We start from the raw sequence: 21,065 nt of genomic DNA on the forward strand, positions 1-21,065 counted from the left end.
CTGTTTGGCTTTTTATTTTTTTCGAATAGCAGAAGGAGGTACATTTTTTATTTTCTTAAATACTCTCCCAAAATAGGTGATGCTGCTGAATCCTACACTCCCTGCAATTTCTGTAATCGAAGCATCAGACTCGATCAGCATTTTTTCCGCTTCGTTTATCCGGAGCAAATGAAGATATTCAATTAATGTTTTCCCGGTTATTTTTTTAAAAACCTTGCAAAAGTGGTTGGGGCTTAAGTTAACCATCTTCGCAGCTTCTTGAATACTGATTTCCTGATTATAGTGTTCTCTCAGGAACTTTAACAGGCTGGTGAGGTGATAGGCCTTTTTTGCAAAGGCAGGAGGCTGCTCCTTCAGCTGATGATAATAACGAAAGATAAGCCCGAAAATCCGGAACAGCTCTGCTTTTACCAACAGTTCATACCCGATTTCCCCCACTTCAAATTCGTTGATCAGGCAAGAAATGGAACGGCTGAGTTCATTTGTGTAGATTTCGTCTTTTCTAAGGAAGTTTTGAAGTTTCAATTCATTGTTGAAGTAGGGATAGAGGTAGAGGTGTTCGGTACAGTCCAGGCCGGTATTCCGGAGAAGAGCGTCATTAAATACAATAGCGGCAATTTCAGCATGGTCAGTGAGCCCTGTTGCGGCATGGAGCTGTTTCGGATTCACAAAGGCAAGTTCTCCTTTTTCCAGATGGATGAAAGTGTCATCAATCTGGACCTTTACGGTGCCTTCTTTAATAAAGATCCATTCCATATGATTATGCCAGTGAAGAGGAAACTTGTTGATGAAGAAAATGTTAATCGGAAAGGTCTTATCCGGGATATAAGTTACTTCCTTCAAATCATTTTTTGTCATATCGATCCTCTCTGCCTTCATTCATATTTTTCTATTAAAGTAACAGGAAAACAAGTAAATGACAACGCTTTCTTAAGTGTTGGTGCGTAATATTGTGCGAATTATCAATAAGATTGTGAATAGCCATAGTGAGACTCATTCAGTACGATAAATATTGAGAGGTAATAATACGCCTGTATAAAAACTGAAAATTCAGTTTTATGCAGCAGGAGGTTAGAGATTTGGAGAAAACGCGTTTTATTCAAATTGGTTCAGGAGGATTTGGACAATCATGGCTTAACGTGGCCATGAAGTATGAACAGGTTGAGCTTGTGGGTGTTGTGGATATGATGGAGGAGAACCTGGCACAGGCAAAACAACTTACCGGATTGCCGGAAGAGGCGTTGTTCACAAATATAGACGAGGCTCTTGGGCAAATCGAGGCGGAAGCAGTGTTGATCGTCACTCCGCCGCAAACCCATAAAGAGCTGGCGATAAAAGCCATCCAGCATGGCTTTCACGTGATGATGGAAAAACCTCTTGCACATACGCTTGAAGAAGCAAAAGAACTGCTGCATTTTAAACAAAACCACCAGCAGCAGCTGATGGTCAGTCAAAATTACCGTTGGAATCGTCCCATCCAAACGGTAAAGCAGCTGCTCGATGCAAATGAGATCGGAAAAGTTGAGTGGATGAATTATTCCTTTCAGCGCACAAGCCGCTTCGGAGGCTGGAGAGACCGATATGACCATATTCTCCTGGAGGATATGTCCATCCATCATTTCGATCTGATGAGATACCTGCTGAATAAGGATCCGGTTGAAGTTTACGCTCAAAGCTACCGTCCTTCCTGGAGCTGGTTTCAGGGAAATCCCAATGCTCATGTATCTATCACCTTTGAGGATGATGTTCATGTCAGCTATACAGGAAGCTGGGTAACTAAAGGCAAGGAAACCCCTTGGAACGGGGAATTCCGGCTGGTTGGTGAAAAGGGGGCCATTGAGCTAATGGAGGATAAAGTCATTTTGTATGATGGTAATAACAAAGAACGAGATGTGCCGCTAGTTGACCTGCCTTTTGATGACCGTACATTGTCACTGGATAATTTTGTCCAATCCATTCTCACGTGCAATCAGCCAGCTACCTCTATTGAAGATAATATCAAGAGCTACGAACTCACTTGCGCCTCCATCGAATCAGCAGTTACACACCAGGCGGTCAAGCTGCCTTTATACCTGGTCCAAAACTGACGGAAGTGCTAAAGGAGGGGAATGAAGTGGCAAAAAAACTATCAGGTTTTCTTATTTTTTTATCCTTGGTTCTGATTTTATCCTCTTGTGAAAGCGCCGAAGGCAAACAGGATGGAAAGATCAAATTAACATGGTGGGATTATTACGGAAGTGAAGCCGCTGTTGCGATGAACAACGCGATAAAAACATACGAAAAAGCTCATCCCAATGTGGAGATTGAACGAATAGAGGTACCGTTTGGAGAGTTGAAGAAAAAAATTCTCCTGGGAGCGGCTGGTGGTGAATTGCCAGATATTCTGATCATTGACAACCCTGACCATCAAATGCTGGCAGAAGCGGGAATCCTGGCTGACCTTACAAAGAAGGTGAAAGTGTGGGGACAGGAAAAGAACTACTTTGAAGGTCCGCTGTCATCCACTGTTTATAAAGGAAAAAATTATGGCATTCCGCTCGGCAGCAATAATCTTGCGCTCTTTTATAATGAGGATCTCTTAAAAGAGGCAGGGATAAAGCCTCCAAAAACCTGGGATGAGCTAAAAAGTGCTTCTGAAAAATTGACCCATGATGATGTATATGGCATGGCGGTATCGGCCGTCAGTCAGGAGGAAGGGACGTTTCAGTTTTTGCCTTTTGTCTGGCAAGCCGGTTCTGACCTGAAGCATTTTAATAATAAGGGCTCCATCGATGCCATTTCCCTATGGAAGCAGCTAATCGACAATCAGTCCATGTCCAAAGGGGTACTGACACAAACCCAGCAGGATGTCGCATTGCAGTTTATCAACGGAAAGACCGCGATGATGGTCAATGGTACCTGGCAAATTCCCGTACTGGAAAAAGAGAAAAAACTGAAATGGAATGTTGTGGGGCTTCCGGGATATAAGAAAAACAGCACGATTTTGGGCGGGGAAAATTATGCCATCACCAGTACGTCCAAACATAAAGAGGCAGCATGGAACGTTCTTTTGTTTATGCAGGAAAAAGAAAATGCCAAGAAGATCCTTATTCAAAAAGGGAATTTACCGCCGAGGAAGGATTACATTCAGGATGACTACTGGCAAAAAGACCCCAGACTAAAAGTTTTCGCGAACAGTATGGAATTTGCAAAAGCCAGGGCGTACGGCGCATATTATCCTTCAATTTCCAAAGAAATCCAAAAAATGATGCAGGAGGTTTTAACAGGAAGCATGCCTGCTGGTCAAGCGGTCAAACAGGCATCCCAAAAAATAAAGCCCTATATCCCTCAATAGGAAAAGGTGGTGTAAGTCATGAATATCGAAACGGATATTTCTTTGCAGCGGAACATTACCATGGAAAGCAGGAAAAAGGCTAAACGAAAAAAAGTGCTGGGTAATTACCTGTTCATCCTGCCGGGCGGGATCTTTCTCCTTCTTTTTCTGGTGTTTCCCATTGGATACAACTTGAAAATCACGTTTGAGGATTTAACAGCCTTGAATATTTTAAAGGATCAGTCGTTTGTCGGTCTGGAAAATTACGCAACAGTACTGAAAGATAAGATCTTTCTTCTGTCTCTAAAAAATTCGGTTATCTTTACTGGCCTCTGTATCTTTTTCCAATTTACAATCGGCTTTGCCTTTGCTCTTTTCTTTAATAAGAAATTTCCAGGAAGAAATGTAATGAGGGCACTCATTTTAATCGCCTGGATGATTCCCCTGGTTATTACAGGAACATTGTTTAAATGGATGTTCGCCGGTGATCACGGAATCATCAACCATCTTTTTATGTGGCTGGGGCTGATCGACCAGCCGATTCATTGGCTGATCAATGACCATACTTCATTGTACAGCACCATCATTGCCAACATTTGGATCGGGATCCCGTTTAATATGATTATTTTGCTGGCCGGGCTTCAATCGCTGCCGGAGGAAACCTACGAAGCAGCTAAAGTCGATGGCGCAGGCAAGGTCCGCCAATTCTTTTCCATCACCCTTCCGCTTATGAAGCCTACTATTTTAACCTTGCTTGTCCTCGGCATCATTTACACGTTCAAAGTCTTTGATATCATTTTGATCATGACTGGCGGGGGACCTGTCAACAGTTCAACGGTTTTGCCGTTTTATTCCTATGAAATGGCGTTTACCAACTATAATTTCAGCCTTGGTGCCACCGTAAATACCATTATGCTCGGTTTATTGATCCTTGTGGCACTCGTTTATTTATGGCTGGTCAGAAAGGAGGAAAATGTATAATGAATTCGCTCCTTAAGGTAAATCAAAAATATTTTACAACGGTCATCGCCGTTATTTCGACCATCATCTTTTTGTTTCCGGTGTACTGGATGGTCACGACCTCCATTAAACCGATGTCCGGCATTTTGGCCACCACTCCGCAGCTAATACCTCACGAGATACAGTTTCAGGCGTATGTGAAAAACTTTATCCAAGACACAGAGATTCTGAGATTCTTTTTAAACAGTGTCATTATTGCTGCAGGTTCCATGATCTTAACGCTGCTGTTTGCTTCACCCTTTTCTTATGCTTTGGCACGGCTGGATTTAAGAGGAAAAGGGTGGATTATTGGTTTTATGCTGGTTGTCCAAATGCTGCCGAACATCATGCTTGCCTTGCCGTTCTTTATCCTGTTTTCAAAACTTCATCTATTAAACAATTTCATTTCCCTGATCATTGCCAATGCTACGCTTTCCATGCCCTTTGCCATTCTTGTGCTCCGGCCGTTTTTCATGTCGATACCTAAAGGGCTTGAAGAGGCAGCGGTCATTGATGGCTGCAGCCGCTTTACGGCGTTTTGGAAAATCATACTGCCATTGGCAAAGCCCGGCCTCCTTACCGTTGGTTCGTTCTGTTTTTTGCACGCATGGGGAGACTTGCTGTTTGCTTTAATATTAACGACGGACAAAAGCATCCGTCCATTGACTGTCCATTTGTACACCTTCGTCGGACAATATGGGACCGACTGGAATTCATTGATGGCGGTGGCTACTGTCTGTGTCATTCCCATCATCATCATTTTTATCGCATTTCAAAAGCATATCGTCGGAGGACTGGCTTCCGGGTCTGTTAAATAATAAAACAAATAAAAGGAGAGATTCTGATGAAACTGGGAGTATTTGCTGTGTTGTTTTCAAAAAAACCGTTTGGGGAAGCATTGGATTACATAAAAGAAAGCGGGCTGGATACGGTGGAGATCGGCACTGGAGGCTATATCGGTGATGCCCACTGCAAGCCTGCTGAATTGCTGGCGGATGAAGCCAAGTTGAATGATTTTAAATTTGCCCTGGAGTCGCGGGGAATACAGATCAGTGCACTCAGCTGCCACGGCAACCCGCTTCATCCCAATCAATATATTGCAGAAGAGCATCACCGCATCTTCCAGGATACGGTTCGCCTTGCTGCAAGGTTAGGTGTTGAACAATTGGTGACATTCTCAGGATGTCCGGGTGAATCTGAGTATTCCCTCCATCCTGTGTGGATTACTTGCCCCTGGCCTACTGATTTTTCTGAAGTGGTGGATTGGCAATGGAACGAGAAGGTCATTCCATACTGGAAAGAGCAAAATGATTTTCTAAAAGAACATGGAGTAAAAGCAGCTATCGAACCGCACCCCGGGTTTGTTGTTTACAACACGGAAACACTGCTGCGGTTACGAAGTGAATGCGGAGAACAAATTGGTGCAAACTTTGATCCAAGCCATTACTTTTGGCAGGGAATGGATCCGGTCGCCTGCATCCGGGCACTCGGAAAAGAAAAAGCGCTCTTCCATTTTCATGCAAAAGACACAAAAATCGATGGACAAAACCATCCATTGAATGGTGTACTTGATACAAAGAGTTACAGTGACATCGCCAACCGGTCCTGGGTGTTCCGAACCGTGGGTTATGGTCATGGAGAAGATACGTGGAGGGATATCATCAGTGCCCTTCAGACGGTCGGTTATGATGGAGCGATCAGCATCGAGCATGAAGATGGATTGATGAGTGTCGAAGAAGGATTCACGAAAGCAGTAGCCTTTCTAAAGGACAAATTGATTGAAGAAGGAGCTGTTGAGATGTGGTGGGCGTAAATCAAAAGCAGGTAAGGGTAGGACTGATCGGCTACAAGTTTATGGGAAAAGCACATTCCCATGCATATCGGGATGTGTCGTTTTACTTTGATACGAAGGCCAAGCCGGTCCTGCAAGCCATCTGCGGGCGCAATGAAGAAGGCGTGAAAGAAGCGGCAGCCAAGATGGGCTGGCAAAGCTATGAAACAGATTGGCGAAAACTTATTGCACGAGATGATATTGATCTCATTGATATCGTTACGCCAAACAACAGTCATGCCGAGATTGCGATTGCGGCGGCGGAAGCCGGGAAGCATGTTTTTTGCGAAAAACCGCTGGCCATGACACTGAAACAATCCCAGCGGATGCTGGAAGCCGTCGAGAAAAATGGTGTGGTACATATGATCAATCATAACTATCGGTTTGCACCGGCCGTTCAATGGGCAAAAAAACTAATCGAAAGCGGCCGGCTGGGACGGATCTATCATATCAGGGCGACTTATCTGCAGGATTGGATCATGGACCCCGGGTTCCCTCTCGTCTGGCGATTAAGCAAAGAGGTATGCGGTTCCGGAGCATTGGGGGATTTGGCCGCGCACAGCATCGATCTCGCCCGTTTTTTAGTCGGTGAATTCAAGGAAGTCAGCGGAATTATGGAAACGTTCATTAAAGAACGGCCCATTGTCGAAGACAGTTCGGGATTAAGCGGAAAAGGATCATCCGAACATAAAGGCTCTGTTGAAGTAGACGATGCAAGTGTATTCCTTGCCCGTTTTGAAAACGGTGCCATCGGGACGTTTGAAGCGACCCGCTTTGCAGGCGGCAACCGAAATGGGAACCGTTTTGAGATTAACGGGGAAAAGGGATCGGTTCGATGGGACATGGAAAACATGAACAATCTCGATGTCTATTTCCATGATGACGAAGAGGGCAACCAGGGATTCAGGACAATCAACTGTACGGAAGAGATACACCCGTATGCGGGTGCCTACTGGCCGGCAGCTCATATCATAGGTTACGAGCACACCTTAACCAACCTGATGGTGGAACTGATGGATGGCATTGACAAGGGATACAGCCCGCTGCCAAACTTTGTCGACGGTGTAAGAAACCAGGCGATATTGGAAGCTGTACAAGAATCAGCCCTGACAAAGCAATGGGTTTCCCTGGCAGATGTCCTTGAAAAAGCAAAAACATCGGTAAAAAGTTAGTTTGGTAACAGAAAACCCCTTAACAATTCAATTTGTTAAGGGGTTTTTTGTGTTGAGAAATAGTTTACAAGAAAAGTATTTAACAATATACAATTCTTTTACACTGAATTAACAAGGTTTTTACACTATGATTCTATACTTAGACAGAGAATAGGAAAAATTTTCATAAATTGATTTTCTTTTGAATCACCAGAAAAGACAGGAGGACAAAAATGAAAACAATTTTCAATGCGGTAATGAACCGTGCCATTCTAATGATCACGCTGATTGTATTAATTATGGTCTGGGGTGCTGTTGGCGCCTGGAAGATTCAGCGGGATTATCTGCCTGAAATCAGCAATGCAACATTAACAGTTTCCGCACAAGCCCAAAATTATTCAGCTGATCAAGTAAAAACCTCCATTACCAAACCTATCGAACAAGCCGTCAGAGTGGTAAATGGGCTCGAGGACATTGAAACAAGTTCGTATCAGGGAGGGTCGTTTGTACGGCTCAATTTTCCCATGAGCTATGATATGAAACAAGCTGAATCTGAGGTAAATGCTGCAATTGGGGATTTGGAGCTGCCAACAGGAGTACAAAAGCCGGTTGTTACCCGGTTAAGTACTCATTCGTTTCCGATTATGAGCATCAATCTGACCAGTTCATCTGCCAATGTAACTGAAAACGGGTTAAGAACCTTGATTCAGGATGAGATTGCGGATGAACTGAAAACAGTACCGGGTGTCAAAGATGTAAAGGTTACGGGAGGCGGAAAGGCGGGATACTCGTTACAGTTAAAACCTGAAAAGCTTAAGAGCGCGGGATTGACTATTGACGATGTTCGAACCTCATTGGAAAGAAACCATTCAACTATGCTCCAGGGTAATGTCACAAATCAAACTTCTTCCTTTCCCATTCAAGTAACCGGATGGGTATTAACGAAAAAAGACCTCATGCAGATGCCGATTAAACGGCAGGATGGTCAAATGATTCCTCTTTCCCGTGTAGCTGATATTTCAAATGCAGTGGTGAATCTTCAAACCATTTCAAGGACAAATGGAGTACCGAGTGTTCAGCTTGATGTACTGAAAACTTCCGGATCGACCATAACAGAAGTAGGCGAGAAGGTTAAAAACAAGCTGAGTACAATACCTGAGATCAAAAACCATGAAGTCAAATCTGCCATTCTTTTTGACCAAAGCAAAGAAGTAGAAGCTTCTTTAAAGGGATTGGTAAAGGAAGGGTTGCTTGGATGTCTCTTTTCAATGATTTGTGTCTTCCTTTTTTTTCGCCAGGTACGTTCCACATTGCTTATTGTTCTGTCACTGCCTGTCTGTTTACTGGCAACAACGGGTGTATTGTACAGCATGGGAATCAGTTTAAACTTACTTACAGTTTCAGGGTTGATTGTTGCTATGGGCCGCGTTGTTGATGACTCCATAGTCATTCTGGATAATATGAACCGAAAAGTTCAGGAGGCCGGCGGAAGAATCAGAAAGAATCTGGTAGCCGGAGCGGTTGCCGAAATGCTGCCTGCGATCATTTCTTCAACTGCCACGACCATTGCCGTTTATATTCCAATCGCTTTGATTGGAGGGCTGATCCGTTCTGCTTTTTCGGGTTTTGCGTGGTCTGTGGTCATCGCGCTTGTTATTTCTCTCACCGTTGCCATGTTTGTTGTGCCTGCACTTTATTATTTAGTCTCGAAAACAAGTTCCGGAAACTACCGCGATCCCCTTGAATCACATGCCGAAAAACTGTTGAACTGGGGATTTCAATATGAAAAGAGAATCGTTGCTGTCATCCTTATTCTATTTGTTCTAAGTGGTGCAGGAGCTGCTTTTTTACCGGTCAATTTTCTTCCGATGACCCATAAACCAGGCCAAATAGGTGTACGGGTAGAACTGCCGCAAACCACTTCATTAGAAAATATGGAAGCTGAGGTTGAAAAACTGGAGGACCAGCTAAAAGGAAACCATAAGATAAGCGGTTTTTCATCTATACTTGGATCATCCTTAACCCCGGAGTCGGATGATGTTTTCGATGCAGGAGGCGGCTGGATTCAACAGCCAAACGTTGCTAATTTATTGGTCAGCATTAAACCGGGGACAAATGTTGATTCATTTATGAAAGGATTGCAAAAACAGTTGGATGCACATTCAGGAAAAGCCATTTATACCGTAACGAATCAAAGAATAGCGGGAGATGATTCCCAGTTAAAAATTAATCTAACAGGAGCAGACACCGAAACATTGGAAGTCATGGGACAAAATATAGGACGTCGCCTCTCACATATTCCCGGCCTCGCAGTCGAGAACATGGCAGACGAGGAAGGAACGGTTAAAAGGTATCGCGTCAATCTCGATCAAAAAGCGATACAACGAAATGGCATTAAGGTAAATGATGTGCTCGAGAGAATACAGTTCTATACTTCAGAAGGAACCATCGGCCAGTTCAACATTAATGACACTTCATTTCCGGTTCTTTTCAAAAACACCCAGAATTTAAGTCAGAATGAAGATGCCTCAGATGCTTTAGCCCGATTAAGCAATGAAATGTTCACAACGAACAAAGGACAGCAAGTTAAACTCCGTCAGCTGGCAACTGTAGAGGCAGATACAGAGGGAACAGAAATCCAGGAAAAAGCCGGAAAGCCTTATGCAGAAGTTACCGCAAATATCATTTCAAGTGATCTGGGCGGTGTTTCAAAGCAAGTAAAAGATGAATTGGGAAAACTGGATTTACCGGAAAATATACACTATTCTTTTTCAGGGATACCCGAGCAAGTCAATGAAATGATCTATGAGATGGCTATAGCCCTTGCCTTTTCCTTGCTGCTCGTCCTGATGATTGTCAGTTTGGTATTTAAGGGCTTCAAGGGACCTTTATCTGTCCTGATCTGTGTTCCATTGGCCTTTATCGGTTCAGTCATCGCCATGGTTATCTTTCGTCTGGAATGGGATCTCGCAGCCCTGGTCGGGTTGTTAATGCTATCGGGGATTGTAGTTACGAACGGAATTGTCCTTGTGGATAAGATTGAAAGAAATCTAGCAAAAGGCGCTTATCTCGAAGAGGCTGTCCGTTCGGCAGCTTTAACAAGGGCAAGGCCGATCCTGACAACCGCTCTTACTACGGTATTAACGGTTCTTCCTCTGGCACTTTCTTCACGCCAGGATGCTCTGGTTTCACAAACACTGGCTATTGTAGTCATTGGCGGATTAGTCACTTCCAATTTCTGCAGCCTGATTATTGTTCCGGTTTTCTATAAGTGGGTGAACAGAAAAGCACTGCCTGTTGGAACTGAAAATGAGCGAAAAAAATATGCTTGATTGAAATCTGCAGCCTGTCGCTGCAGATTTTTATTTATTAAGAAACAGTTTGAATATTTTACATAGTGAATAAATTAAATTTACGTTGACGTAAAGAAATATTAAAAATTGAGGAGTATTCTAAACTAGAAATAAATACCAAGAATGATGGGAGAGAGGAAATTGTTTAAAAACAAAAAGAAGTTCATTACCGGAATCGCGCTCAGCACTGTTCTGCTTGGTTCTGCAAGTGTATATGCGACGGTGCAGGATCCTTTCGGAAAAAAGCTGGTCGGTCGGCAGCCGGGCGGTAAAGTTGTCACTCCGGTCAACCAACTGGTAACGCCTGCCGGCAAGCAAATTGAATTCGGCGGGAATCCTATTTCTTTAGCGGTAAATCCCAATGGTAAGACAGCTGTTGCATTAAACGGAAGAACTGATTATGGCGGTAATGGATTAAATGTCATTAATCTTGAAACCGGAAAACTCATGGCTACAAGTTTTAAATTAAAACTTTCTCACATGTGGGGGGTTGCCTATTCACAGGACGGAAAAGAATTGTATGCGACAGGTTCGACAGGCACAACCGGGAAAATTGTGGTCATGTCCGTAGCTTCAGATGGATCTCCAACAGTTAAAGCTACATATGATCTGCCAGAAGCAGCTGCAGGCGGCAATATTAATCCCCTTGACATCAAGGTGGCTTCAAATGGACAACTCTTAGTTGCGTTCAACCGGGATAACAGTCTGGCTATGATTAACCCTAAAAACGGGGAAATCACATCCAGAATACCGGTCGAAAACGCGCCCTCCAGTGTATGGGTGGACGGAGATAAAGCATATGTCACCAATCAGGGTGGACGGAAGCCAAAGTCCGGTGATGCCACGGTCGATTCTTCCGGAACACAGGTTGTAATTAATAAGAAAACAGGGGCGACATCTACAGGAACGGTTTCAGTCATTGACCTTAACACGAAGAAGGTAATCAAAAACATTAATGTTGGCGTCCAGCCCGAACGAATGACACAATCCGGCCAGTATTTGTTTGTAACCAATACCAACAGCGATTCTGTATCCGTTATTAACACAAAATCAAACAAAGTGGTTCAAACCATTGATGTAAAGCCGTATCCTAATTCAAAAAAAGGTGCAGCTCCTAACTCGATTAAAATGCTGGATGATCACCGTTTGCTCGTGACACTGGGAAGAGCAAACGCTGTAGCCGTCTATGATTGGCAGGGACCAAAGAAAAAAACTGAACTTCTCGGTTTGCTGCCAACCGCATGGTTCCCGGTAGATATGGAAATGGATTCCAAAAATAAAAAACTTATTGTCGCAAATGCCGATGGAGTAGGTTCCTTAGGGCCGGCACGTACATCCACCATTCAGGGTATTACGGTTTCCGGCCATTCTTCTTACGCTCAGGTGGGTTCCGTATCCCTAATGCCAATTCCGTCAACTGGAGACATTATTAAAGGGACGAAGAAAGTGTATGAAAATAACAATTGGTATGGCTTAAAGGACTTAAATGCAAAGGCTCGCGCAAACAAAAAGCCGGTGGCCATGCCTGAACGGGTTGGAGAGCCTTCTACCATCAAGCATGTGTTTTACATCATTAAAGAGAACAGAACCTATGACCAGGTACTCGGAGATTTAGGGAAGGGGAATGGCGAACCTGCTATCACTCAGTTCGGTGAAGAAGTGACACCGAATTTTCATAAGCTTGCTAACACCTATCCGCTCTTAGACAATTTCTATGTGTCTGGCATTCAATCAGCAAGTGGGCATCAATGGGTGATGCAAGGAACAAATACAGATTACGAGGACAAAGAAACAGATACAGCTAACGTAAGAAGCTACCCTGGCGGGGCAGGTGATCCAATGGCTTATGCACCGACTGGCCATCTGTGGGACCAAGCCCGCAAATATAATGTTTCTGTTGAGAACTTCGGAGAGGATACAACCGGATTTATTGGGCCGGAGGAGTTTGGAACGTGGACGGACTGGTACAATGATTATTTAAAACTATCTGGAAAACAGGAAGGGGATCTTCATGTTCCTGTGGGCCATTATAAGGTTACTTACGATATTCCTTCATTAGGACCAATCACGCACAAACCTTATCCGACGTTTGATATGAACATTCCAGATCAATATCGTTTTGAAATTTTCAAAAAGAAATTTGAGAAACATGTAAAAAATAATGACCTTCCCGCATTAAATACGCTTTGGGTAACAAATGACCATACCGCAGGAACAGCCACCGGAAATCCTACTCCACAAGCCATGGTGGCAGACAATGATTTGGCAGTCGGCAAGATTGTCGACCTTATTTCACATAGCTCGTATTGGAAGGACTCCGTGATTTTTGTTACAGAAGATGACGCACAAAACGGTTTGGACCACGTCGACGGACACCGGGAACCGGCTTACGTTATCAGTCCATGGGTGAAAAAAGGTGTTACCAACAGCCGGTATTGGACCGTCATCAACATGGTTCGCAGTATTGAACAAATTCTTGGACTTCCTGCGATGAACCAAAACGATGCTGCAGCTCAGCCAATGAACGAAATTTTCACGAACAAGCCAGATTTCACGCCGTATAAAGCTGAAGAAAACCGAATTCCGCTTGACACTTTGAACGGACAGCCGAAAGCCAATACCGTTGCGCTGGCCAACACTGAAGACACCACATCAACTTCAAAAGTACTGGCACAGAAATGGACGGAGTGGTCAAATAAGAACAAAAAATTCTTGAGCGGAAGAACCGCATCACCAGATGAAGTTAACGCCAATATGTTGAATCATGCCGTCTGGTATGCCACTAAAGGCTTTGATACTCCATATCCGGGAGATAAAGCACCTCTTGCTCCCGATGTCGTCGCTGAACAGCCCGAAAGCAAGGCACCGTCACCTGCCGATAACGACTAATATTGTATAGAAAGAAAGGGTCTCTCCGTTCAAGGAGAGACCTTTTTAATAAACATACATAAAATTTTCACAATTTGATGAATTAAGACAAAACCATAGCGAATAGCTGGATTTTATGGTTATAATAGGGTTAAAAATTTCAAGGAGCTGTCACAATTGACAACAACGTTAACAAAAGGACCTTATAAAGCTGATCACGTGGGGAGTTTTTTACGTCCTGAGCGAATTAAGGAGGCACGTGTCCTTCAGCAAAATGGAGACATTACGAGAGAACAGCTTCGTAAAATTGAAGATGAAGAGATTACACGTCTTGTGGAAAAACAAAAAGAAGCAGGGCTGCAGGCTGTAACAGATGGCGAGTTTCGCCGTGCCTGGTGGCATTTTGACTTTCTGGCTCAATTAGAAGGCGTGGAGCTATACGAAACAGATGCCGGCATTCAGTTTAACGGTGTCCAAACAAAAGCACACGGAATTAAGGTCGTGGGCAAACTGGATTTTAATGACCATCCGATGCTTGAAGATTATAAATTCCTGCATAATCTCGCAGGGGACCATGTCGCAAAATTCACGATCCCAAGTCCAAATATGCTGTTTTTCAGAGGTACAATTGATGAAGAGGTTTATCCGGACAAGGACGAGTTTTTCAACGATATGATTTCGGTTTACCAGAAAGCCATACAGGCCTTTTATGATGCGGGCTGCCGTTACTTGCAGCTTGACGATACAGCATGGGCTGTTTTCTTCTCTGAAAAAGGGCAGAAGCAGATTGCAGACAAAGGCTACTCCATAGAAGAATTACTTGAGCGGTTCACAGTTGCCATCAATAAATCCATTGCCCAAAAGCCCGAAGACATGGTTATTACCATGCACATCTGCAGAGGAAATTTTAAGTCCAGCTATACGGCAAGCGGAGGCTATGACAACGCTTCTGAATACATTTTCGGTAAACTAAAAGTGGACGGGTTATTTCTTGAATTCGATGATGAGCGTTCAGGCGGATTTGAACCGCTTCGCCATGTGAATCGCTCCGATTTACAGATAGTTCTTGGACTTATTACATCAAAGTTTGGAGAATTGGAAGATCCCGAACTCATTAAAGAACGAATTCGGGAAGCTGCCCGGTATGTTTCGCTTAATCAAATCTGTCTTAGTCCCCAGTGCGGATTTTCTTCCACTGAAGAAGGTAATCTGCTGACAGAAGAACAGCAGTGGGAAAAAATCAGGCATGTAGTTTCCATCGCGAACGAGGTATGGAAATAAACGTCACTTTAATATGTAAGAAAGCAAGAGTCATCCTGCGGGTTGGCTCTTTTTTAAAATTTTCTAAAAGTTTTATTGTCTCTTTCTTTCCTGTATGGTATGTTGTTTCTGCGAAAAATTGATGAAGGAATGGACTAAAACAGGATATCATCTCCCAAAATAGTAAGGAAAGTTCTTTTGAAAGGAGGATGGAAGTGAAAGGATTACTGGAACGCCTGGAGTTTTTAAAAAACAGTGATTCCATTACGGAGAAAGCTTATACCATATGCCGGAAAACCATTCAGAAATTTGTCAGCGAAAATGAAGCGGACCAGTACAGAATGCTGATTATACATCTCGCAATGGCTCTAACAAGGATTGAAAGAAAGCAAGAACTGATTCCGCCTCCAACCGATATCATGATGGGAGTCTATCGTTCTCCTAAAATGGAAGAGGCGCGGGGACGTGTCGCCTGGATTAATCAGCTCTTAAATAATAGCTTACCAGAAGAAGAAAAAGAGTTTTTATATCTCCATTTTGTGAATGTGCTATCAGCTTAAGTGTGAGACAAATAAAGAAGAACTTTAAAATGAGGTGGTTTCTATGAAATTTGACTATCATACTCACCATGAGCGTTGCGGCCATGCCCAAGACAGCATTCGCGCATACATAGAGGCTGCAATTGAAAACCATTTGGACATCATCGGAATCTCGGATCATTCACCCTATTTATACAGTGAAGAAGACCATCTTTTTCCAGGGATTGCAATGGCCAAAAGCCATTTCCCTCAATACGTTAAGGAAGTCCTTCAGCTGAAGGAAGAGTACCATGGAAAAATTGAAGTGCTATTTGGTGTGGAATCTGATTTTTTCCCCGAGCATGCTGAAATGTACCGCCAATACTATGAAAAATTCCCTTTCGATTACATCATCGGATCAGTGCATCACGTGAGTGGATTGAGTATTTTTAAAAGAAACCGGTGGGAGGGGCTAACGGAAAAACAAAAGCAGGAAACGAAAGAAATCTACTATGATTTAATTGAACAATCGGCCAAAAGCGGAATTTTCCAGATTCTCGGTCATATCGATGCCATGAAGGGATATTATCCTGCTTTTTCCAACATCCAGACCCAGGCAGTTGATCAAACGCTGAAAACCATCTCACAGTACGAAATCGCCATCGAAATTAACACCTCCGGAAAGAACAAAGACTGCGGAAGGTGGTATCCTGCTGATGAACTGCTCGAACGCGCCTTATTCCATGGTGTAGCCGTTACCTTCGGCTCTGATGCTCACACCTCTAAGCGGGTCGGTGATGAGTTTGAAGAAGTTCAGAAGCGATTGAAGGAGATCGGGTTCAAAGAGTGGGCGTATTTTAGAAACAAAACCCGTTACATGGCTAGTCTGTAATATCAATAAGAATGAGAGAGCTGAATAGTTCTCTTTTTTCTTTGCAAATAAAGACAATAATCGTTTAAATTAGGTTATTTACGGGGCTGAATTTGATTAGTAGCATAAAGAAAACGCTTACAATATGTCGTATAAACATTAAAAGGCGGCCATTGATGAAAAACATTCTGAAAAAAACAAAGGGGAAATTAAAAAAGCAAACAATTAGAAATCGGTATTTTGTTCTTTTGTTGAGTATGTCTGTTCTTCCTCTCTTCCTTCTGGGTTTCATTTCCTTTCAAATAGCAAAAAACACGATCATTCAAAATCAATTAAAAACAACACAAGATCATCTTCGAACGTCAAGCGAAGTTGCAGATCTTTTATTAAAAAACATAGTTAACATGGAACGATTAATTGCGTGGAATAAAGATATGGCACAAGATTTAAAAGAGAGTGACGTTCAGGAAACAGATAAACATGGCGATATATTTAAAGAAAATACTCCCAAGCAATTACGAAACATGCTTTCCAGTTATCTGATTGATACCCAGGACATTGATTCGGTCTGTATATTTAATCGTGATTTTCGATCATTTTGTTATGGCAATTCAGGAAGCATGGGTGATTTTGATAAAAATAAAGTATATAGCAGCATTTCTGGAAGTGATTGGTACAAAAAGACACTTCAATCAAACGGAAAGCCATTGTTTTTTGGTAACAATGTGTTAAATAGTCATTCACTTGATACTTTTTCATCCGTTAAACTTCTTAAGGACCCATCCAATTTAATTAAACCAGAGACTATAGGAATTCTTGTCGTAAATATTAAGACCTCGTTATATACTAAAGCTTTTAATAACGATCAAAACAGTTATCTTGTTATTGATTCATCGGGATCTGAACCAGTTACTGTTTATAACGCTTCTTCCAAAAAATTACCGCTTGTACAACAATCTAAAAACCTAAATTCATTAATCAACCAGTTTGAAAGAAAACATTACCTCATAAGCCAATACACCAATCAAACGACAGGCTGGACGTTTTTACAGCTAGTCCCGGAAAAAGCGCTGGTCAGCCAGTCAAACCAGATCGGAATAGTTACTTCATTAATTTCGGCCCTTATGGCTCTTATTGCTCTTTTTCTTTCCTTTTACTTATCAGGTACTTTAACACAGCCTTTTTTACAATTAAAAGCAATGGCAATGGAATGGAAAAAAGGAGTAGGTGTTTGGGCTCCCGGTAAAAAGCTGCCGCACGATGAAATTGCTGTTATCGGGTCTACATTCAAACAAATATCCGAAGAAAATAAGGACCTGAACCAAAGGCTCATCCGCTCGCGCCTAAAAGAAAAAGAAGCTGAGCTGAGTGCACTTCAAGCCCAAATCAAACCCCATTTTTTATACAACACACTTGATTTAATGTATTGGAAAGCGATCATGCACGATAACCACGATCTGGCCAACATGTCTATTGCTTTGTCGGAGACTTTTAAATTGAGCCTTAACAACGGAAACGAACTCATCTCCGTCAGTAAAGAACTTGAACATATTCAACATTATATGACCATACAGAACATGAGATATAGTCATCGTTTTAATTATCTATTTTCTGTAGAGCAGGAATTAATGGATAAAAACATACTGAAGTTATTATTGCAGCCCTTAGTGGAGAATGCAATCTATCATGGCTTGGAGCCTAAATTAGGAGAAGGTACTGTCAAGCTGTATGGAAAAATACGTGATGGATTCATTATTTTCACAGTGGAAGACAATGGAATCGGCATGGAGGACCTATCCACTACAGAATCAGGTTATGGCTTAAAAAATGTCCGTGAACGGCTAAAGTTGTACTATGGACCTTCAAGTGAGCTGGAAGTTTTTAGCGAGATGAATAAAGGCACCAAAATCCTAATTAAATTTAAAGAAGAGGCGGGGATGATGGCAAATGTTGAAAGCAGCTATATTTGATGATGAGCCTATTGTGCTCCAGGGCCTTCAAGCAATGATTAATTGGGAAAGTTATGGAATTGAGCTTATTGGCACGGCGACGGATGGTCTTTCTGCAATTCATTTATTTGAAGAGCATCACCCGGACATCATATTTACTGATATTCGCATGCCAAAATACAATGGATTAACTTTGATAGAAAAAATATTGTCCATTTCCCCTGAAACTATCTGCATTGTATTTAGCGGTTTTAATGAATACGAGTATGTAAAGCAGGCTATTAAACTGGGGGTTGTTGATTATTTGGAGAAACCAATAACGATTCCAATGATTAAAGATGTATTAGAAAAGATCATTGATCTGGTTCAAAAGAAAAGAACCGTGTCAGAGCTGAAATTACTTTGTGAAAAAAACAGAAGCGAACTCTTGGAAAAGGCAACATTGGATCTCTTGAATTGGGGGGCCCGTGCAGTTAAGAAGTGGCGGAAGTGTTTTGGAGATGGAGCAGTTAATATTAAACATATAACAGTTCTTGCTTTAACAGAAAGAATTGAACAACTGAAGAAGAAGGGATATGAAATTATTCATATTCAAAACGGTCCCCAACATCTCGCGGTAGTCTTACACTATGATTCTGATGTAAATGATCATTTGTCCCAACTGATGAATGAAATCAAAAATAGTGATGTATCAGGAGGAGCTGGTCGTACCTATAGTTCCCTCGACCATGCACCTCAAAGTTACTTAGAGGCTAAAAAGGCAATACGTTACGCCAAGTTTCTGGGACAGCATGGGTTAACTTCAGTAGAAGAAATAAGTGTAATTCCCCTTGGTACAGAGCAGCTAACAGATCAAGAAAAAGCCATAATTAATTGTTTGCGGACGGGGGATATAGAAGGCAGTTTAACTTCGCTTGATCAATTAGTAAATCAATTGCAATTAAATAAACAGTGCCCGGAGATTATAGAACAGGAAATGTTGAAAATCCTTTATTTAGCAATAGAGGCTGTGAAAGGCACAGGGAAAAACTTTACGCAGATTTATCATTCCGATTTTCTACCTCATGTAGAGATCAGGGAATTAAATGGATGCAAAGAAATGTTTCATTGGTTCCGGTTAAAATTTGAAGTGATTACTGAATGGATGGAACATGCAAAAAGGAACGATAAACATGAAGCTGTGGAAAAGGCATGTGCGTATATAAAAGAAAATTTTCACAGGGACTTATGCCTGCAGGAAGTCGCAGAATTTGTCGGTATGAATGCTACGTATTTCAGTCTTTTGTTTAAAGAAAAAATGGGGCTGTCGTATATTAAATACTTAACACATTTTCGTATGGAACATGCAAAAGATCTGCTGCAAGAGGGCAATAAAGTGACAGATGTCAGTAAAAAAGTTGGCTACCACAGTTATAGACATTTCTCGGAACTTTTCAAAAAACATTCAGGTATAAATCCTGGATTATATAAAAACTCCATTTAAGAAGTAATGTTTCCACATTACTTCTTTTTTATGCATTATTTTTGTAATTTTCAAAAAAATTAGTACATAAAACAAATTTTGTGTCACTATTCCTATAAAACTGTAAGCGATTACAATTAAATTGTAAGATTTACAAAATTAAAAAAGGAGATGTAGCCAATGAATACTTTTAAGAAAGGAATATCATTGATTTTTAGCATTATCCTTATTACCGGCCTTTTAACCGGCTGTAATTCAGGCGGAAAAAATGCCAACGGAGACGGCGGAGTAACATTGAAATTATTAATGGATAATTCGACCAACCAGGATGGAATCAGAGCCGTAGCTGATGCTATTGAGAAAAAATACAATATTAAAACCGAAATATCCACGCGCCCGGGAGGCACAGAGGGGGACAATGTAGTAAAAACCAGATTAGCAACAGGAGATATGGATGATCTCGTTTTTTATAATTCCGGATCTCTCCTACAGGCATTGAACCCGGCACAAAACTTTGTCGATCTAACAAATGAACCTTATATGAAAGATATTACAAACACCTTTAAGAAAACCGTTACAGTAAATAAAAAGATTTACGGAATCCCAGGTGGTTCTTCAAGGGTGGGAGGATGGCTTTACAACAAAAAGGTTTATAAAAAACTGGGATTGTCTGTTCCGAAAACATGGAAGGAACTTATGGCCAACAATAAGAAAATCAAAGCTGCTGGAAAAACAGCCGTCATCGGTACATATAAGGATGACTGGACATCTCAACTGATTTATTTAGCCGACAATTACAATGTAATGCAAAAAGATCCGGAGTTTCCAAAGAAATACACTGAGCATAAAGCAACCATTTCAAATTCACCTGCTGCTTTAAGAAGTTTTGAAAAATTGGAGGAAGTTTATAAAAAGGGCTATATGAATAAAGACTTTTTGGCGACTACCTATGATAATGGCTTGAAAATGCTCGCTGAAGGCAAAGGAGCTCATTATCCTATGTTAAGTTCAGCATTAACCGTACTCAACAAAAATTATCCTGACAAGATGAAGGATATCGGTATTTTCCCACAACCCGGTGACAGCAAGAACAGCAATGGTTTTACAACGTGGATGCCAAGTGCTTTTTATATCAATAAGAACGGCTCTAATGTAGAAGCTGCAAAAAAATGGGTGAAATTTTTCGTATCCTCAGAAGGCCTCAAAATTTTCGCTTCAAAAGATAAGCCGGAGGGTCCTTTTGTTGTAAAAAATGCAAAGGTTCCTAAGAGTTCTTATCCGGCCGTAAAGGAAATGCTTCCTTACTTTGACTCAGGCAAAACAGGTTTAGCTTTGGAGTTTATAAGTCCTGTTAAAGGACCAAGTTTGCCGCAAATCACAACAGAAGTAGGAAGCGGAAATAAAACTGCAAAAGCTGGTGCCGCCGCTTACGACAAAGATGTTGAAAAACAGGCAAAACAACTCGGATTATCAGGCTGGTAATTTATTCT

The 21,065-nt window shown here is 41.9% G+C and carries 15 protein-coding genes; 14 read left to right on the forward strand and 1 reads right to left on the reverse strand.

The features are described from left to right. Window positions 1-12: 12 nt before the first annotated feature. Window positions 13-858 carry an AraC family transcriptional regulator gene (locus QYB97_RS00640; RefSeq protein WP_301164027.1) on the reverse strand — a complete coding sequence of 282 codons (846 nt, stop codon included), beginning with the start codon at window positions 856-858 and terminating at the stop codon, window positions 13-15. 221 nt (window positions 859-1,079) lie between these two features. Here QYB97_RS00640 and QYB97_RS00645 point away from each other — a divergent pair, with 221 nt between their 5' ends. The 14 genes from QYB97_RS00645 to QYB97_RS00710 all read left to right on the forward strand — a co-directional run bounded on the left by QYB97_RS00645 (window position 1,080) and on the right by QYB97_RS00710 (window position 21,057). Further along, window positions 1,080-2,087 carry a Gfo/Idh/MocA family protein gene (locus QYB97_RS00645; protein WP_301164028.1) on the forward strand — a complete coding sequence of 336 codons (1,008 nt, stop codon included), beginning with the start codon at window positions 1,080-1,082 and terminating at the stop codon, window positions 2,085-2,087. Between the two features lie 26 nt (window positions 2,088-2,113). Continuing rightward, on the forward strand, window positions 2,114-3,334 hold the full coding sequence (locus QYB97_RS00650) for an ABC transporter substrate-binding protein (protein WP_301164029.1): 1,221 nt from the start codon (window positions 2,114-2,116) through the stop codon (window positions 3,332-3,334). 18 nt (window positions 3,335-3,352) lie between these two features. Beyond that, on the forward strand, window positions 3,353-4,294 hold the full coding sequence (locus tag QYB97_RS00655) for a carbohydrate ABC transporter permease (RefSeq protein ID WP_301164030.1): 942 nt from the start codon (window positions 3,353-3,355) through the stop codon (window positions 4,292-4,294). Then, a complete protein-coding gene (locus tag QYB97_RS00660) occupies window positions 4,294-5,130 on the forward strand; it encodes a carbohydrate ABC transporter permease (RefSeq protein ID WP_301164031.1) in 837 nt (278 codons plus the stop codon). Before QYB97_RS00655 ends, QYB97_RS00660 begins: the two co-directional genes overlap by 1 nt. 26 nt (window positions 5,131-5,156) lie before the next feature. After that, window positions 5,157-6,125, forward strand: a complete 969-nt coding sequence (locus QYB97_RS00665; RefSeq protein ID WP_301164032.1) for a sugar phosphate isomerase/epimerase family protein — start codon at window positions 5,157-5,159, stop codon at window positions 6,123-6,125. Next, the gene (locus QYB97_RS00670; protein WP_301164886.1) at window positions 6,116-7,315 is read left to right on the forward strand and encodes a Gfo/Idh/MocA family protein; all 1,200 of its coding nucleotides are present in this window, start codon (window positions 6,116-6,118) and stop codon (window positions 7,313-7,315) included. Before QYB97_RS00665 ends, QYB97_RS00670 begins: the two co-directional genes overlap by 10 nt. Window positions 7,316-7,527: 212 nt before the next feature. Next, complete coding sequence (locus tag QYB97_RS00675) at window positions 7,528-10,626, forward strand: efflux RND transporter permease subunit (protein ID WP_301164033.1); 3,099 nt, start codon at window positions 7,528-7,530, stop codon at window positions 10,624-10,626. Window positions 10,627-10,788: 162 nt separating this feature from the next. Next, window positions 10,789-13,536, forward strand: a complete 2,748-nt coding sequence (locus QYB97_RS00680; RefSeq protein ID WP_301164034.1) for a bifunctional YncE family protein/alkaline phosphatase family protein — start codon at window positions 10,789-10,791, stop codon at window positions 13,534-13,536. 156 nt (window positions 13,537-13,692) lie between these two features. Next, complete coding sequence (locus QYB97_RS00685; RefSeq protein ID WP_301164035.1) at window positions 13,693-14,796, forward strand: 5-methyltetrahydropteroyltriglutamate--homocysteine S-methyltransferase; 1,104 nt, start codon at window positions 13,693-13,695, stop codon at window positions 14,794-14,796. A gap of 194 nt (window positions 14,797-14,990) precedes the next feature. After that, on the forward strand, window positions 14,991-15,335 hold the full coding sequence (locus tag QYB97_RS00690; RefSeq protein WP_301164036.1) for a PRD domain-containing protein: 345 nt from the start codon (window positions 14,991-14,993) through the stop codon (window positions 15,333-15,335). Between the two features lie 43 nt (window positions 15,336-15,378). Next, complete coding sequence (locus QYB97_RS00695; RefSeq protein WP_301164037.1) at window positions 15,379-16,185, forward strand: histidinol-phosphatase; 807 nt, start codon at window positions 15,379-15,381, stop codon at window positions 16,183-16,185. A 155-nt stretch (window positions 16,186-16,340) separates the two neighbouring features. After that, window positions 16,341-18,134: a sensor histidine kinase gene (locus QYB97_RS00700; RefSeq protein ID WP_301164038.1), complete on the forward strand. Its 1,794-nt coding sequence runs from the start codon at window positions 16,341-16,343 to the stop codon at window positions 18,132-18,134. Next, window positions 18,112-19,596: a response regulator gene (locus QYB97_RS00705; RefSeq protein WP_301164039.1), complete on the forward strand. Its 1,485-nt coding sequence runs from the start codon at window positions 18,112-18,114 to the stop codon at window positions 19,594-19,596. Before QYB97_RS00700 ends, QYB97_RS00705 begins: the two co-directional genes overlap by 23 nt. Window positions 19,597-19,755: 159 nt before the next feature. Further along, entirely contained in the window at window positions 19,756-21,057 is a 1,302-nt protein-coding gene (locus QYB97_RS00710) for an ABC transporter substrate-binding protein (protein ID WP_301164040.1), read from the forward strand. Window positions 21,058-21,065: the final 8 nt, after the last annotated feature.

Source organism: Fictibacillus fluitans (assembly GCF_030418125.1).
Classification (GTDB): domain Bacteria; phylum Bacillota; class Bacilli; order Bacillales; family Fictibacillaceae; genus Fictibacillus_C; species Fictibacillus_C fluitans.